Source organism: Microcoleus sp. Z1_B2, from assembly GCF_036700325.1.
Taxonomy (GTDB): domain Bacteria; phylum Cyanobacteriota; class Cyanobacteriia; order Cyanobacteriales; family Microcoleaceae; genus Microcoleus.
In genome coordinates this window covers 1-16,935 of the sequence record NZ_JAUBOQ010000080.1, presented here as the reverse complement: position 1 = coordinate 16,935, position 16,935 = coordinate 1, and the positions used below count along the sequence as shown (strand labels likewise).

Here is a 16,935-nt window from a genome sequence, read left to right as displayed (position 1 = left end):
GCTTCTAAGAAGGGTGAATTTATCTCAAAATATACTCACCACTGATGAACAGTGTTCAATAAGATGCGTTCCCCCTGGTTGTGCGAATTGATGTGCGGAAATTTACACCTTTGGTAGCGGTAGCCTGCGACATCGCACTCAGCGGGAGTGAAAGTAAATACCAGATTTAAGTGGTTTGTCAACTTGTCCGTGTCCCGCACTGGTTAAGGTGAGGCGTGAGGGCGCGAACACGCCTTCACCATGTGCCAATTGCGTAAGTTTTGAACTAATAATTAATGACTAATTACTAATGATTATCTTCCTCCGACGACGACATTTTTAATCCGCAAATGGGGGCCGCCGACACTTACCGGCAAGCCACTCTGGCCGCCTTTACCGCAACCGCCGTAGGCATAAACCGAGTCATTTCCTATCGACTCAATATCCTTTAAAGTCTGAAATACATTGCCGCTTAAAGTGACATCGCTCACGGGTTCGGCTAATTTGCCGTCGCGAATCATAAACCCTTGAGCCGCCGCAAAGGTAAACATTTCGCCGTTGGTTTGTCCTCCCAACATCCGCACTGCATAAACTCCTTCGTCAATGTCGGCAACCATTTCGTCAAAGGAATGTTCGCCAGACTCGATCGCAGTATTAGTCATCCGCACCAAAGGCATAAAAGTAGCACTCAGAGCCCTGGCATTTCCCGTCGGACTTTCGCCCATTTTGCCCGCAGTCTCGCGATTGTGCATCCGAGCGGCTAAAACTCCATTTTTAATTAAATGCTTGCACTGAGCGGGCACGCCTTCGTCGTCGTATTTCAAAGTTCCGGGTAATCCCGGCACAGTTGCGTCGTCAATTACATTCAATTGTTCGATCGCCACAGGCTTGCCCAAAGTCAACAATTCCTGCATTTTCGGGTTTTCGTAAATGCCGTCTGCTTCCGACAAATGCCCGAAAGCTTCGTGAATAAAAACCCCCGACAAATAAGGGTCTAAAATCACCGGATACTGACCACCTTTCACCGATTTTGCCTCTAATTGGCCTACAGCTCGAACGGCAGCACTCTTAACACGATCTTCAATATTTGTCAAGACATCGTAATCCGATCGCGAGTGAATCGACTCAAACCCTTGGCGGACGACACCGCCCTCGCCGCGGGCGATCGCTCCGAAACGTCCGGTCACGTCCAAGCGCTCTTGAGCGATGCAAGTCCCTTGAGAATTCACAAAATAAGTAATCCCAAATCTGTCGCTGTAACCTGCCATTGTCGTCTGAATTCGCGGGTCATGATCTAACAGCAACTGATTGTAAGATTCGAGCAATTTCCGCTTTTCGGCTAGAGTAATAGAGCGCGGATCGCGGCCCAATTCCACCGCTACATAATCTTGAATCGGGGTGACATCTGCTAGTAGAGTTTTTTCACTACCAACCAAACGAGATTGCACTACAGCTTCTTCAATGCGGTCTTTTAATTCATCTAAACCGTTAAAAGTTACAAAACTCCAGCCACCTTTGTGACAGGCGCGGATGCCGCCGGCGAGACTAAAACTGCGGTTGACAGCATCTAACTGAGGGCCGCGAAAACTAATCGCAGTTGACTCGCTTTGTTCGAGGCGAACTTCTAGATAATCTACGCGATTGCGGTAAGGTGCGATCGCTTCCATCAACTGTTCTTGCATCAAATTGCCCCTATGAATGATTAGCCGTAGCGCTGAAAAAAATTATTGCTAAACCTATTTTAGCTAATAACTCCCGTCTTTCGGGTGCGCGTTCCCCCACCGGTGTGGTGCGGGAGCATGGCGCGTCCTACCCCATCGAGGGCGAGTCAACCAATTTTAGATTTTAGATTTTAGATTTTAGATTGATCCGTCCTGAGTCTGCGAAAGAATGAATCCGGGGGCTTATGACCACATTACTTTCGGTCAGTCGATTTGAGATTTAAAACTTTTTCCATAGAATTGATGATGAGAGGCTTGGCGGCCCGCGTTCGACGGGCGTCCTCGAACACAACAAACTCGCGCCCGCTTGCGAAAAGCCCGGTATGCCGAAAATTTTGGATTTGCCTAGAGAAATCAAACTAAACTAAATCTATCTAAAGACGTAAAAAAATACCTTAACCCCCGGCAGATGGAATACTTTAAGGTTAAAAAATTCCAAATTTCACCGTATTTAGCAGCTATTTCGGCATCAATAGCAATTTTGGTCGGAGTTGGCATTTTAGATCGATCGGAACAGCGGCGGTTTTTTCACTACAACCGCGCTAGCACCCTCGATCGCCTCAGCACAGTCCGTTCTAAGCTGGAAGGCTCTTTGAATTCCCGCCTGTATTTGATGCGGGGTGTGGGGGCTTACCTTTCCAACAACCCAAACATCACCGAAGCCGAGTTTACAGCGACGGCGAGAATTCTGGTGGCACAGCAACCGGGCATTCGCGCCATAACTTTAGTTAAAGGCACGACGGTCGCTTACATTTATCCGCGGGAGGGAAATGAAGCGGCGATCGGAGTTGACTTGACGGCGCTACCCGAACAGCGGGAAATGGTCAAAGAGGTCATCCGAACCAGAAAAACTTTGCTAGCCGGGCCCGTGAAATTATTGGAGGGGGACGAGACTTTCATCAGCCGATCGCCGATTTTTCTCACACCCTCCGGTGTCGAGGCAGAAACAGGAGTTTACTGGGGCTTGACAGGCCTGATCATCGACAAAAATACCCTCATTGAGGAAGCAGGACTCAACGACTCCTCAGCGAAGCTGCAATACGCTCTGCGGGGCAAAGACGGTTCGGGAGCCTCCGGCCCTGTGTTTTTCGGTGACGGGTCAATTTTTGAGCAGAATCCCGTGCTGCTGGAAGTGACTTTGCCCAACGGTTCCTGGCAGTTGGCAGCAATTCCGGCGGGAGGATGGCCTGCGAATTCGCCGTTTCGGGGGTGGGTGATCTTTGGAGGCGACTTGCTGGCACTTTTGACTGGGGTGGCAGTTTTTAGCGGGGTGTACGGCCGTGCGAAACTGCGGGAGAGCGAAGTTAAGTACCGGCAATTAGTTGAGAATGCTAACAGCATGATTGTGCAGTTAGACAGTGAAGGTAATATTACTTTTTTTAACGAGTTTGCTGAAACTTTTTTCGGGTATTCAGAAGCAGAAATCATCGGCAAAAGTGCGATCGGCACAATTATACCGAAAACAGAGTTATTTGAAAGTGACCTCGCGACAAAGATTCGAGACTGTTTGGCACAGCCGCAAAAATACTTCCAAAACGAAAATGAAAACATCCGCAGAAATGGAGAAAGGGTGTGGATAGCGTGGACAAATAAACCTTTACTAGATGCGAAGGGAAATGTGGCAGGGCTGCTTTGTATCGGGACGGATATTAGCGATCGCAAACAAGCTGAAATCGCCCTGCAAGGTTCTGAAGCGGAACTTCGAGCTTTGTTCGCTGCCATGAACGATGTAATTTTCGAGATTGATATTGAGGGACGCTTGCTGAAAATTGCCCCGACAAATCCAGAATTATTGTACAAGCCACCGGCGGAATTTTCCGGGCAAAAAATCAGCGAATTATTCGAGCCAGAAATGGCAGATATTTTTCACGATAAAATTCGCACCGCCCTTGCTAGAAATCAAACCTGTACTTTTGAATATAACCTGGAACTTGCCAGCGTACAAACGTGGTTTGCCGCTACCATTTCGCCAATGAAAGAAAACACGGCTCTGTGGGTAGCCCGCAACATTACGGAGCGCAAGCAAGCTGAAAATTGGTTAACGGGTCAAAAACAAATTTTAGAAATGATTGCTAAGGGTGCTTCTCTGGGCGATACTTTAAATACTTTAGTTAAAATTATCGAGCAGCAATCTAGAGATGTCATCGGTTCGATATTGCTTCTAGCTCCAGACGGAAAACATTTGCTGCACGGAGCCGCGCCCAGTTTGCCCGACAGTTACAATGCTGCTATTCATGGCATAGCCATCGGGCCGGATGTCGGTTCCTGCGGCTCTGCTACCTTTAGCCGCCAACAGGTAATCGTTACAGATATTGCCAGGGATCCTTTGTGGGAAAATTATCGAGATTTAGCCTTGAGTTTTGGACTGAGAGCTTGCTTGTCTACTCCTATTTTCTCATCTCAGGGTCAAGTTTTGGGGACTTTTGGAATGTATTATTCCCAACCGCGCTACCCCAAAAACTTTGATCTGCAATTGATAGAAGCGTCGATTAATTTAGCAGGAATTGCGATCGAACGCAACCAGGCAGAAGAAAGTCTCAAACAGCTCAATCAAGAACTCGAAAATAGAGTGAAACAGAGAACTGCTCAATTGATGCAAACTGAAGAACGCTGGCAGTTAGCACTCAAAGGCAACAATGACGGCATTTGGGACTGGAACTTGCAAACCGGTGAACTTTTTGTTTCCGATCGCTTTAAGGAAATCACTGGTTACGAAGATAGTGACATTAGCGATTACAATAATACATGGAATACGAATTTACATCCCGATGATTTAGTGAGTTCTCAGCAACTTCTTCAAGAACACTTGGAGAGAAAAACGCCTCATTACATCACCGAATACCGCTTGTGGTGCTATAACCGCGCTTACAAATGGATATTGAGTCGGGGACAAGCTTTGTGGGACGCATCTGGAAAAGCAGTCCGCATGGTAGGTTCAATTACTGACATTACGGAACGCAAACAAGCAGAGGAAGCACTGCGGGAAAGCGAGGCAAAATTCCAAAAGCTGTCTGCTAATTTGCCGGGAATCATTTATCAATTTTTGTTGCGTGCAGATGGCTCTTCCTGTTTTCCTTACATAAGTGCTGGTTGCCGAGAACTTTTTGAGTTAGAACCAGAATATATTATTAAAAATGCGGCTGTGCTAACAGATTTGGTTCATCCCGACGATCGCGACAATTACGACGAATCTATTGCTATTTCTGCCCAAAATCTGCAACCTTGGCAGTGGGAAGGACGGCTGGTACTACCTTCAGGCAAAATTCGCTGGTTTCAGACAAATTCGCGTCCTGAAGCTAAGGAAAACGGCGATATTCTTTGGGACGGCATCACCGTTGATGTTACCGATCGCAAACAAGCTGAATTAGAATTGCAAGAAAGCCAGCAGTTTATTCAAAAAGTAGCCGAGGCTACTCCCGGTATTTTGTATCTATACGACTTGGAAGAACAGCGAAATATCTACACGAATACTTCACTGTTCGGGCTTTTGGGATATACCCTTGACGACATTACAGCGATGGATTCGTCACTCATGCCTCAGTTGATCTACCCCGAAGATTTGCCTAAAATTGTGGAACATCACGCGAGCTTTGCAGAAGTTGAAGATGGCGAAACTAGGGAAATTGAGTACCGGGTACAGGGAGCATACGGTCAATTGTTGTGGCTGCAAAGCCGGGATACTATTTTTAGTAGGAATGCGGAGGGTCAGGCTAAGGTAATAATTGGAGTTTCCCAGGATATTACGACTCGCAAGCAAGCAGAGGAAGCACTGCGGCAAAGCGAGGAACGAGAAAGAGAAAAAGCCAGAGATTTAGAGTCAGCGCTGCGGTCATTGCGCTCTACTCAAACTCAACTCATTCAAACAGAAAAAATGTCTTCTTTGGGGCAATTAGTGGCTGGGATCGCTCACGAAATTAATAATCCCGTTAATTTCATTCACGCTAACATTGATTATCTCAACCAGTATACTACACAGTTGCTGGATCTTGTTACTCTTTACGAACAGGAGTATCCCGCTCCTAATTCAAAAATTGTCGATCGCATTGAAGAGATTGATTTGGATTTCATGGCTGAGGATTTAAGAAAAGTTATGGGTTCGATGCAGGTAGGAAGCGAGCGCATCCGGCAAATTGTATTGTCCCTCAGAAATTTTTCGCGACTGGACGAATCGGCAATGAAGCCGGTGGATATTCACGAGGGAATTGAGAGCACTTTGTTAATTTTGCAGCACCGCTTGAAGAGTCGGGACAGCCGCCCGGAAATTGAAGTAATTAAGGAGTTCGGGAAACTGCCGCTGGTGGAGTGCTATGCCAGCCAACTGAATCAGGTGTTTATGAATATTATTGCTAATGCAATTGATGCTATTGAAGAGCGATATCACCAGTTATCGGTTCCACAATCAGAGACAAAGAGTGGCCGCATTACTATTTCCACTGGTGTAACCCCCCAGAACACTGTGAGGGTAGAAATTTCGGACAACGGTACGGGTATTCCCGATGGGATAGTCGATCGCATTTTTAACCCGTTTTTTACTACGAAAGCTGTGGGGAAAGGTACGGGGTTGGGAATGTCTATCGCGCACTCGATTGTGGTGGAAAAGCACAAGGGTAAGATTGAGTGCATTTCTTCCATAGGATGCGGAACAACTTTTCAGATTGAGATTCCGATCGACAAAGTGTATAAATAGTAGGGCGTCAGTCGATTTTAGATTTTAGATTTTAGATTTTAGATTTGAGATTGACTCCGCAGTGGTAGGGTGCGTCAGTCGATTTTAGATTTTAGATTTGAGATTGACTCCGCAGTGGTAGGATTCGTCAGCAGAGCCTGATTTTCAGGCGCGCAGCCAGGGGCCATAAGCTGACTCACCCTACAATTTAAAGACTAAAATAGACGGAAGCTGCTAACGAAGCGGTGCTGCATCAAACCTTTAATTGTATAAAAATTGACATGATGGGATTAATCCTGGAAGCCCTGCAAGCAATGGGACACAATGTCCGCTGGATGTCTTGGAATTTGTTTTTGGGTTTAGTGCCGCTGGGCCTGAGTTTTTGGCTGTTCCGCAAACCTCGATCGCGCTGGCTGCTGTGGGGTACGGGCTTTCTCCTAGGCGCTACTTTTTTGTCCAGTACGCGCCCTGTTTTTGCGTATCTGAGGCACATAGTGCAAGATGTGGGCAAAACTTACGTTTTGGGGGCGATCGCGATTACACTGGCACTGATGGCTGTAGACATCTGGGTACTGCGGCAGCGCGGAGTTCGCTCTCTCCGGTGGTGGGGCGGTTTTTTCTGGTTTATCGCATTTTTACCCAATGCGCCCTACGTTTTAACTGATATCATTCACCTGATCCGCCAGATTAAAGAGGGGAACTCGGTGTGGACTGTGACTCTGGCTTTGATTCCCCAATATCTCGCGTTTATGCTGGCCGGGTTTGGAGCTTACGTGCTGTCGGTGATGAATTTGGGTTACTATTTGAAGCAACAGGGTTTGAGTAGATTTATCCTGGTAACGGAGATAACTATACACGCACTTTCGGCGATCGGCATCTATTTAGGGCGATTTATCCGCTTCAACACTTGGGACATTCTGACTAACCCCGATGCGCTGGTTAACAGTGTAATGAACGATTTGATAGGCAAGCGTCCGGTTTTAGTAATGGCTGTCACTTTTGTAGTAATTGCTGTTTTGTATTGGCTAATGAAACAAGTAATTTTAGGGATTAGCCAGCGATTTTACCCCAGTAAATTGCAGTCGGACTTGGCCGGCGATAGCGCAACTTCTTCCAGCTAGAGAGATTTGAGATTTGAGATTAAAGAATTGATTTAACAGATGAATATAAGAGCTTGAACAAAGCTCCCAAATTTTGGGTCTCCACCAGTTAACTCGGAAAACCAGTTTCCGTCTTTGGGTGAGACAAAATTTTTCGCGAAACTCCGACATAAATTACTGCTGCCGTTTGTCACAATACTTGATATGTTAGAACAGTCAAAGTAGTTTTGTAAACAGCAAAGATGAATCGATTTGACCGTCAGTTGTGGCAGAGATTTATTGCGATAGCTCAACCTTACTTTTATCCTTTAGAGCCTGGGAGTGGCAGAATCTTTTTAGGATTAGTGATGCTGTTGTTGATATTTCTCTTCGCTGCGATGTTTGTACTCGTCAGCGCTGTATGTTTGGGTACTCAAGTCTTATTTCCCGAATTTGTCAATAGTATTGCAGCCGGCTTAGTTACTTTGTTGAAAGGAATTATTAATTCGCCCGCAATTGCGATCGTGGCTTTAATGTTAATTCTTCCTTTCAGCGCTTTTGTCTGGTTCAAAGACAGATTGACACCGCACTGGCAGCCCTGGGCTTTATTGACTTTGCTGCTGTTTTTGTCGCTGTCAGTCAGTGGTATGAATGTAATAATTAGTTACGTCGGTAACTTTTTTAACACAGCACTAGCTAAGAAAGACCAGCTCAATTACTGGAAGTATCTGTTTGTGTATGCAGGGGTTTTTATAGTCGGCACTCCCATTGTGGTAATTTACCGGTATACCGAAGATAAATTGGGTATCTACTGGCGGGAGTGGATGACTAATAAGTTCCTCGATAAGTATTTTCAGAATCGGGCTTATTACGAAATAAATTTACACAAGGAAATCGACAATCCAGACCAGCGAATTTCCGAAGATGTCCGCTCTTTTACCCGGACAAGTTTGTCATTTATGCTGCTCATCCTTGGTTCAATAGTTAATATTATATCTTTTACTGGTATCCTGTGGTCTATCTCAAAACAACTTTCGATTTTTCTGATTATCTATGCTATTGTGGGCACGACAGCTACTCTAGTTTTTGGTCAAAGATTAGTACCTCTGAATTTCGAGCAACTTAAAAAAGAAGCAAATTTTCGCTACGGACTGGTTCACATTCGCGACAACGCCGAATCTATTGCTTTTTATGGAGGCGAGGAGCAAGAATCATTTCAAATAAAGCAGCGATTTGTGGAAGTATTCCGCAATTTTAATTTGCTAATTGGTTGGCAGCGAAACTTGGATTATTTCACAACTGGATACGGATATGCTGTTGTGATTATTCCGGCTTTGTTTCTAGCTCCAACTTATTTTGCAGATCAAAATGGTACAATCGAGTTTGGAGATATCACTCAAGCTGGTTTTGCTTTCACTCAGGTTTTGCGCGCTTTTTCTGTGATTGTAACTCAGATTGAGCCGCTGAGTTCTTTTGCAGCTAGTATCAATCGTTTGACTGTATTTACAGATACTCTGGAAGCGAAACAAGCGGTATCTCGTCCTGGAGGAACTGCTATAGATGTAGTAGTAGATTCTCAGTTGACACTGGAGCACGTTACTTTAGATACTCCGCAGCATCAAAAGACTTTAATTAGGGATTTGTCGGTAGCAGTGCAGCCCGGTGAAGGACTGTTAATTGTCGGACAAAGCGGTGCTGGGAAGAGTTCTTTGCTGCGGGCAATTGCGGGTTTGTGGGACGCGGGAACGGGGCGTTTAGCGCGACCGGAATTGGGGGAAATGCTGTTTTTGCCGCAGCGTCCTTATATGATTTTGGGTAGTTTGCGATCGCAACTTTTGTATCCCCATACCAGCAGCGAGGTTGATGAGGAAAAATTGCGCCGCGTTTTGGCATCAGTAAACTTAGCAGATTTGCCGGACAGATTGGGCGGTTTTGATGCGAATTTAGATTGGGGTGAGATTTTGTCGCTGGGAGAACAGCAACGTTTAGCTTTTGCTAGATTGTTATTGACGGAACCCAGATACGCTATTGTGGATGAGGCGACAAGTGCTTTGGATTTGAAGAACGAGCAATATTTATACGAGCAGTTGCAAGCCACTAAAACTACGTTTGTGAGTGTGGGCCACCGATTGAGTTTAGTGAAATATCACCAGCAGGTTTTGGAACTTATGGGCGATGGGAGTTGGCGGCTGCTTTCTGCCCGAGAATACCGCGCTAGTGCGACAATTTTTGGCTGATATAGGGCTGCTTTCAAAAATTGTAAATTGACCCGGTTTTTGGTTCGCGGTGGGTGGAGGCGCGGTTGGAGATTTATCGTTTGGTTCTACAGATTAATCGCCGCGCCTCCACCCACCCTACAATAGGTTCTACTAAAGTTGCATTCTTTGTTTAAATTCACATCTTGCACCATTGTCAAGAACAGGCTTTCCAGCCTGTTTCACAATAAAATTTATCTCTTGTGGAACAGGCCGGAAAGCCTGTTCCTAAGCAAGTAATTGAGAATGGTGCAAGATATCAGTTTAAACTGGTATCACAATGGATAATTGGGTATAAATATCTAAATCTGTCTAAACAACTAAAAGCAAGCTGAACGTTGACTGATTCGATTCAATTGCTCGCCCGCGAGAACTCACACAATATAATAGAAGATAGATTTTTAGTATAGACGAGATTCCTACCTTGACTACTCCGATTCCTCAAAACTTTGTGCAAACGATCGCCAAACAACGCGGTGTCACAGATGCCGAGTTAGAAACTGTGTTTATGGCTCTCGACGGTCAATCTACGGCGACGATCGCAACCAAGCTTGGCATTAGCGACATCGCCGTTCGCAAAAGACTAGGCGAAGTTTACAAAAAGTTTCAGATCGGGGGGAATGGCCCTGGAAAGCTTTCGGAATTGAGGCATCAGTTGCTGTTTTCATACCACATCGATCGGGGAACGAGCGATTTTAGTGGAGGTAAAGGCTCTCTATTGAAGATGGCCATCGGACACCGACAGGAAGATTGGGGCCAAGCACCGGATGTTTCGGTTTTTTACGGACGGACTGAAGAATTAACTACTTTAAAGCAGTGGATTGTATCAGATAATTGTCGCCTGGTAGCGCTGCTTGGTTTGGCTGGTAGCGGCAAAACAACTCTGTCGGTGCAGTTGGCCTCACAGGTACAGAATGAGTTTGATTTTGTGATTTGGCGATCGCTGCGATCGACACCCGCACCATCCGACTTCCTAGGAAGCTTAATTCAACTTTTTTCTAACCAACAAAAACCCGATGTGCCGTTAGGGGATCTCGCCCCTACGGGGGCTACGCCAACGAAGAGGATCGACCTCAACAGCAAAATTTCGCGCTTGGTCGAGTATCTGCGAAAACACCGCTGTCTGGTAATTTTAGACGATTTTGAAGCGGTTCTCAAACCCGAAGAATTAGCGGGACACTATCGCGAAGGCTGCGAAGGATATCGAGATTTAATTGTGCGGCTCGGTGAGGTCAATCACAATAGCTGTTTACTGCTAGTTAGTTCGGAAGAGCCTACGGAACTGGCTTTGCTGGCGGGAGAAAAAGTGCGGTCTTTAAAACCTGCTATTTCCTCGGAAATAGCGCGGGAAATTTTCCAAGAAAAAGGTTTGTCGCCTCAAGATCGAGAGTTGGAAATCTTGTTATCCCGGTACGGAGGCAATCTGTTAGCCTTAAAGATTGTAGCGACAACAATTAACGAGTTTTTCGAGGGGAATGTTTTAAAGCTTTTGGAAGCTACGGCGTTATTTATTGAAGAACATATCAGCAATTTGCTGGCGCAACAGTTCGATCGAATGTCGAGTTCAGAACAAGAGATTGCCTACTGGATTGCTATTGCTCAAATCCCGATTTCCCTGGCGACTTTGCGAGAGCAGATGTTGGTCAATTCATCGCTTTCGGATTTGCTAAAAAATCTCGATTCTCTAGGTCGTCGCTCGCTGATTGACAAAATTAGTGAGGGCGGGGAAACTGTTTTTATGCTTCAGCCTTTGATCGTGCAATATGTGACGGATAGATTAGTCGATCAGATTCGAGCGGAGGTTTTGGAGACGGTTAAGACCCAAGGAATAGAAAGAATGCGGCTGTTGAAAACTCACAAATTGAGCATCAACATTGCTAAACGGAAAGGGGATAAAGGCGAACCAAGTCGCTCTATTTTAGCATTAGTAAAAAATCGGTTGCAAGTGTTGTTTGTGAAGACGACAGGCTTTGAAGAACCGCTAAATATCTTGAAAAAAGTAGCCTCTGATCTCGATGATAAATCGATTCTTGAGGTGGGATATGCTAGGGAGAATCTGGCGCAGATTATTTCTGAAATTCAGCGCTAAGAAAAAAGCGATCGCCCTTTGACAAAAGCGATCGCCCAATTTTCAACAAAAACAGAGTTCGAGAAAATTATTTGACAATGCCAAAAACCGATGCAGATTCAGCCCCTGTAATTTTGTCCAAAGCAGGCGATTTTTGAGCTTGGGCAATTTTGGGAACCAAAAGTTGATTCGCATAAATCCGAGGATTTTGTTGAGCAATTTGGATGTAAGATTGGCGGACTTCTGCGTTGACTGCGACAGTCTTGGCATCGTAGACTTGCATCGCCATGTTGGGATAAAAACCAATGCCGACAATCGGTATCAAAAAGCAAAATGCGATCGCCACTTCCCGAGGTTTAGCATCAATAAACGGTGCATCACCCGGCAAAACGCAACTATTACCGAAACAAACCGCTTCATCCAGATTGTTTCTTTGATTCTGCAGATTTAGATCCTCAAGGTCGCAAGCCGCTAGTGTCCCACAGTTGTAAAATAACTGTCGCAGCATCGAGAGCAAATAAATCGGCGTCAAAATCAGTCCCACTGCAGCCAGGAACACTGTCACCGCGCGGAAAGAACCGCTGTACATATCGCTAGTTGCGACGCCCACAAACACGGACAATTCGCTAGCAAAACCGCTCATTCCGGGGAGTGCCAAAGATGCCATCGCGCCTGCGGTAAACAAGGCAAACACTTTCGGCATGACTTTCCCAATCTCGCCCATCTCGTCCATGATCATTGTATGGGTGCGATCGTAAGTAACGCCAGCCAGGAAAAACAATACTGAGGCGATTAAACCGTGGGAAATCATTTGCAACAGCGCCCCGTTGATTCCCAAATCCGTGAAGGAAGCAATACCCAACAACACGAATCCCATGTGAGAAATCGACGAATTCGCTAAGCGGCGCTTCATGTTCGATTGGCCGAAGGAATTCAGCGCGCCGTAGATAATATTGACCACGCCGAGCACCGCCATAATCGGTGCAAAGTAAACGTGTGCTTGGGGAAGAAGTTCCAAATTCAGGCGAATCAGTCCGTATCCGCCCATTTTCAGCAATACGCCGGCCAGAATCATCGACACGGGAGAAGATGCTTCGCCGTGGGCATCAGGTAGCCAAGTGTGGAAGGGGAAAATCGCCAGTTTCACACCGAAGGCAATCAGCAATCCCGCATAAAGGAATAATTCTAAACCCAGTGGGTAGTCCTTCAAGCCTAGTTCTACCATGTCGAAGGTGGGAGTGCCTCCGCCGTAGAATGCCATTGCCAAGGCAGCTATCAAAATAAAGATGGAAGCGCCTGCGGTGTAAATCAAGAATTTGGTAGCTGCATAGCGACGGTTTTGTCCGCCCCAAATCGAGATTAACAGGTACACCGGAATTAGTTCTAGTTCCCAGACAATGAACAGCAGCATGATGTCTTGGGCGACGAAAACTCCTATTTGTGCGGAGTACATCACCAGCATCAGGAAGTAGAATAGTCGTGGCTTGCGATCGACTTCCCAGGCTGCAAAGATTGATAGCGTCGTCACCAATCCCGCCAACAGTACCAACGGCACTGACAGTCCGTCAACGGAAACAGACCAGTTGAGACCTAAAGAAGGTATCCAGGAATATTGCTCTACGATTTGGAAAGTAGAGATGCTTGGATCGTAATGAGTCCAAAACACCCAGCACATTAATACAAAATCTGCAATACCTACGCCTAGGGCATACCAGCGAATGGTTTTGCCGTCTGTATCGGGCAGAAAAGGGATGGCGAGGGAAGCTAGGAGGGGTAGGATGACAATTGCGGTCAGCCAAGGAAATTGATCCGCTATCATATTGAGAATAAATACTTAGTTGGAAGTTACCAAAATTATAATACTAAATTTAATTAAAACTTAAGATTTATTCATAAATATTTTTTATATCCCGATAAACGCGGACAAAAATATCACGAATTGCTACACACGTCAAGGGTTATTCGATTTTTGATTTTCGATTCAGGACTTACGAACAACAAAATATAGCGTTTTGTAGGCGCAATCTGCCTGTGGTGGCGCCTATTCTGGTAGAGGGTTGGTTAAAAGTGGAGTTTTTCATAGGGCGGAGTTGCTCTGACGGATAGTTCTGGTAGTTTCTCGATGGGATGGGGCGGGTTTATCTGATTTGTCGGTGGGTGTCATATATTTCGGTGAACCCGCCCCTTGCAAGCTCCAAGTAACGCCTGAGCATTCCATCAAAATTGATGCAACCCTTCAGGCATTCGCTAATGCTTGTGAATACGTGAATCAAACTGTGCCACCAACCCTGACAAATGAATTGGCGATGCAATCAGCAGGTATAAGCTGTTGTGCATTTAAATTGTATGTTGAGGGCGGGCAAGATGCCCACCCCACAAAAGTGAAAATTTATCTTACCCTGCAATTTAAATGCGGATTAGCTTATCACAATGTCAGAGAGATGTTTGGACTTTCGGCGCAGTTGGCAATCCATGCTATTAGACGGGTTTCTGGTAACAGAAAAACAGCTAAAAAAGATGGGAAGCCTGTTAACAACTTTGCTCCTACTAGCGTCACTTACGATACCCGTATCTTTTCTTTTAGGGAAAAAGATTGGACAGTAAGTTTGACTACTACTGGTGGTAGGGAACGGTTTGTACTGGCTATCGGAAACTACCAACTTGGATTGCTGAAAGGTCAAAACCCCAAGACTGCTACTTTGTGCAAACGCAAAATGGCAGTTACTATCTTAATATTCAGCTTGAATCTCAGCCAGCCGAGCCTCCACCCAGAAATCAAGTTTTGGGTTGTGACTTGGGTAGGACTGATATTGCAGTTACTTCTGATGGAGATACATTTAGCGGTAAACAAATTACCAAAGTTAGAAATCATTATGCCAAGTTGAGAGCAAATATCCAGCGAAAAGCCACGAAAGGCACGCGCAGCACTCGGCGTAGATGTCGAGAATTGTTGAAACGGTTGTCGGGCAAGGAAAAGCGCTTTCAGACTTTGGTAAATCACACTATCAGTCACCGTATCGTAACCAAGGCTAAGAACAAAAATCAAGTTATCGCTTTGGAAGATTTGACGGGAATTAGGGAACGCACAAATCAGCAGCCACGCTCGCAGAAAGAGCGGAGACTTAGTAATAGCTGGGCGTTCTTTCAGTTGCGTCAATTCCTCATCTACAAAGCTATAAAGCATAGCGTAAAGATTCTGTTTGTTGAGCCTAGATACACCAGCAAAATGTGCCACAAGTGCAATCACATTCATCCTGTAAAGGGTGAGTCTTATAGGAATGGCAAAAAGTTCGCTTGTGGTCATTGTGGATGGAAAGGTGATGCCGACTTAAACGGCAGTAAGAATATTGCTGCTATTGAGGCTTTCGTAAATAAGCCCTTATGTTCGAGATTGTTTTGCAAGGTGCAAGATAATTTCAGGGCTATTGAAAGCCCACACTGTAGCTGTACTCAGGTCCGTGCTGGGTAATTTACAGCACCATCTGATTGAGATTACTGCGAGGATTAAAAGTGCGATTTGCTTTGATTTTTTCATAGCATTCGCGTTCTACACTGCTAATTTCTTTCGGTGGCACGATCGCAATTTTGACCAACAAATCAGTCCGCTCGTTTTTCTTCGGTTTCGGCCATCCCTTGCCCCGCAACCGCAAAGACTGACCCGAACGAATCCCGGCTGGAAATTTCACAGTGATCATACCTTCAGGCGCCGGCACTTCAATTGAAGATCCCAACACCGCTTCGTCGGGAGTTATCGGCACTTCGCAGACCAAATTCTCTCCCTCAAACTGGAAGAAAGCGTGAGGCAAAACTTCTAATTTTAGGTACAAATCTCCCTGTTGCTTCGTGTACGGGTCAACTTGACCTTTGCCTTTTATCCGAATTTTGCTGCCGGTTTTCACTCCTGCTGGAATCGAAACTTCCCCCGTGGCGACTCGCTTAGAAGTTCCCCGAAATGCTTCCCCCAAAGTCAGGGAAATGGCGACCTCGGTGTCGAGAGAGCTTCCTGCGGTGCGATTTTCGTACCCCGCGAAATCTTCAAATCCGCCAAAACCTGTGGGCCCGCCGCTGGTGCTGCGGTAGTTGCTGTAATTCCACTTGGCGTTGCGGGCACTACCAGGACTACTACCTGCGCGACCTAACAAGGCATTGATAAATTCGTCAAAACTGCCGTACTCGCTGAAGTCAACCCCGCCAAAGTCTACATTCGTACTGCCCCCGCCCGGCCATCCGCCTGGAGTTGTGGCAGCTTGCTTCCAGTATTGACCGTATTGGTCGTATTTTTTGCGTTTTTCAGGGTCTGAGAGCACTTCGTAAGCTTCGTTTACTTCTTTAAAACGAGCTTCTGCTTCTTTGTTGCCGGGGTTCATGTCCGGGTGATATTTGCGGGCTAGTTTGCGGAAAGTTTTTTTAATTTCGTCAGAACTGGCAGTTTTGTTGAGTCCCAAAATAGCGTAATAGTCTTTAAAATCTGTTGCAGCCATTAAGCAATCCCCTCTTTATTAGTTGTTATTTGTTAGTTGTTAGTTGTTAGAAAGAATAAATCCCAAATTAGCCGCAGGATGGCGCATTAGTATAATGCCAGTAGCAGAAGTGCCTGCGGCATCTCATTCAAATTATAGGTTATCAAAGGTTTGGACTCGATCGAGTTCGGTTGTTGCTTGGCGTTCGATCGCAATTTCCGCACTCCCCTGCTGTTTAAGATTTTATAGCATTCGCCTCTCTCGTGCACAAGGGAGCCAGAGCAGCAGCCTCTAGAAATGCTTTTGGCATTCGACAGTAAAAACAATGCTTTCATCAATTAAGAACGTCCTTACCCTATGTGCCGTTGCTATACCTGTGAGCTTGGAGACTGTGAAACTCCTGTGGCGAAAACTTTTGGGGAGTTATGAGGCTTAGGGCTTTCGGGAGGCGGCAGCCCGATTGAGGTGAGGGGGGAAAGCTGCTGCTGTTGCGGGTGCGAGCCCAGGAGGGTTGACTTGCGCGGACGATCGATCTTTTTTTGGTCTTTTTTTCCGGGGCGCTGTGCGATGGCTACGCCCCGCCTTACGCCTACAAACTTTTCGATCGAAGCTCGATCGCCCACTCCAAATCTTAGGATCGCGAATTAAATAACTTACAATTTTAATTGTTATTGTGGGATGGGCGTCCCGCCCGTCCTTTTTGGACG

The 16,935-nt window shown here is 45.9% G+C and carries 8 protein-coding genes and 1 pseudogene; 5 read left to right on the top strand and 4 right to left on the bottom strand.

Going from position 1 to position 16,935, the window contains the following annotated elements:
- Window positions 1–293 precede the first annotated feature (293 nt).
- The gene (locus tag QT984_RS28495; RefSeq protein WP_333057730.1) at window positions 294–1,661 is read right to left on the bottom strand and encodes a TldD/PmbA family protein; all 1,368 of its coding nucleotides are present in this window, start codon (window positions 1,659–1,661) and stop codon (window positions 294–296) included.
- Between the two features lie 448 nt (window positions 1,662–2,109).
- Here QT984_RS28495 and QT984_RS28490 point away from each other — a divergent pair, with 448 nt between their 5' ends.
- The 4 genes from QT984_RS28490 to QT984_RS28475 all read left to right on the top strand — a co-directional run bounded on the left by QT984_RS28490 (window position 2,110) and on the right by QT984_RS28475 (window position 11,789).
- On the top strand, window positions 2,110–6,387 hold the full coding sequence (locus QT984_RS28490) for a PAS domain S-box protein (RefSeq protein WP_333057732.1): 4,278 nt from the start codon (window positions 2,110–2,112) through the stop codon (window positions 6,385–6,387).
- A 260-nt stretch (window positions 6,388–6,647) separates the two neighbouring features.
- Window positions 6,648–7,487, top strand: a complete 840-nt coding sequence (locus QT984_RS28485; RefSeq protein ID WP_333057733.1) for a DUF1361 domain-containing protein — start codon at window positions 6,648–6,650, stop codon at window positions 7,485–7,487.
- A 221-nt stretch (window positions 7,488–7,708) separates the two neighbouring features.
- Window positions 7,709–9,682, top strand: a complete 1,974-nt coding sequence (locus tag QT984_RS28480; RefSeq protein WP_333057734.1) for an ABC transporter ATP-binding protein/permease — start codon at window positions 7,709–7,711, stop codon at window positions 9,680–9,682.
- Between the two features lie 442 nt (window positions 9,683–10,124).
- Window positions 10,125–11,789, top strand: coding sequence for an NB-ARC domain-containing protein (locus QT984_RS28475; protein WP_333057735.1), 1,665 nt, complete (start codon window positions 10,125–10,127; stop codon window positions 11,787–11,789).
- Between the two features lie 67 nt (window positions 11,790–11,856).
- On the opposite strand, the gene QT984_RS28470 is transcribed toward QT984_RS28475, so the two are convergent.
- Entirely contained in the window at window positions 11,857–13,587 is a 1,731-nt protein-coding gene (locus tag QT984_RS28470) for an NAD(P)H-quinone oxidoreductase subunit 4 (RefSeq protein ID WP_333057736.1), read from the bottom strand.
- An 882-nt stretch (window positions 13,588–14,469) separates the two neighbouring features.
- Between QT984_RS28470 and QT984_RS29900 the strand changes: the two genes are divergently transcribed.
- Window positions 14,470–15,237, top strand: coding sequence for an RNA-guided endonuclease InsQ/TnpB family protein (locus QT984_RS29900; protein WP_445243077.1), 768 nt, complete (start codon window positions 14,470–14,472; stop codon window positions 15,235–15,237).
- A gap of 1 nt (window position 15,238) precedes the next feature.
- Here QT984_RS29900 and QT984_RS28460 read toward each other — a convergent pair whose 3' ends face one another.
- Both QT984_RS28460 and QT984_RS28455 read right to left on the bottom strand, forming a co-directional pair.
- Window positions 15,239–16,249, bottom strand: coding sequence for a J domain-containing protein (locus QT984_RS28460; RefSeq protein WP_333057740.1), 1,011 nt, complete (start codon window positions 16,247–16,249; stop codon window positions 15,239–15,241).
- 411 nt (window positions 16,250–16,660) lie between these two features.
- Window positions 16,661–16,935: pseudogene (locus QT984_RS28455) on the bottom strand (hypothetical protein); the annotation flags it as partial.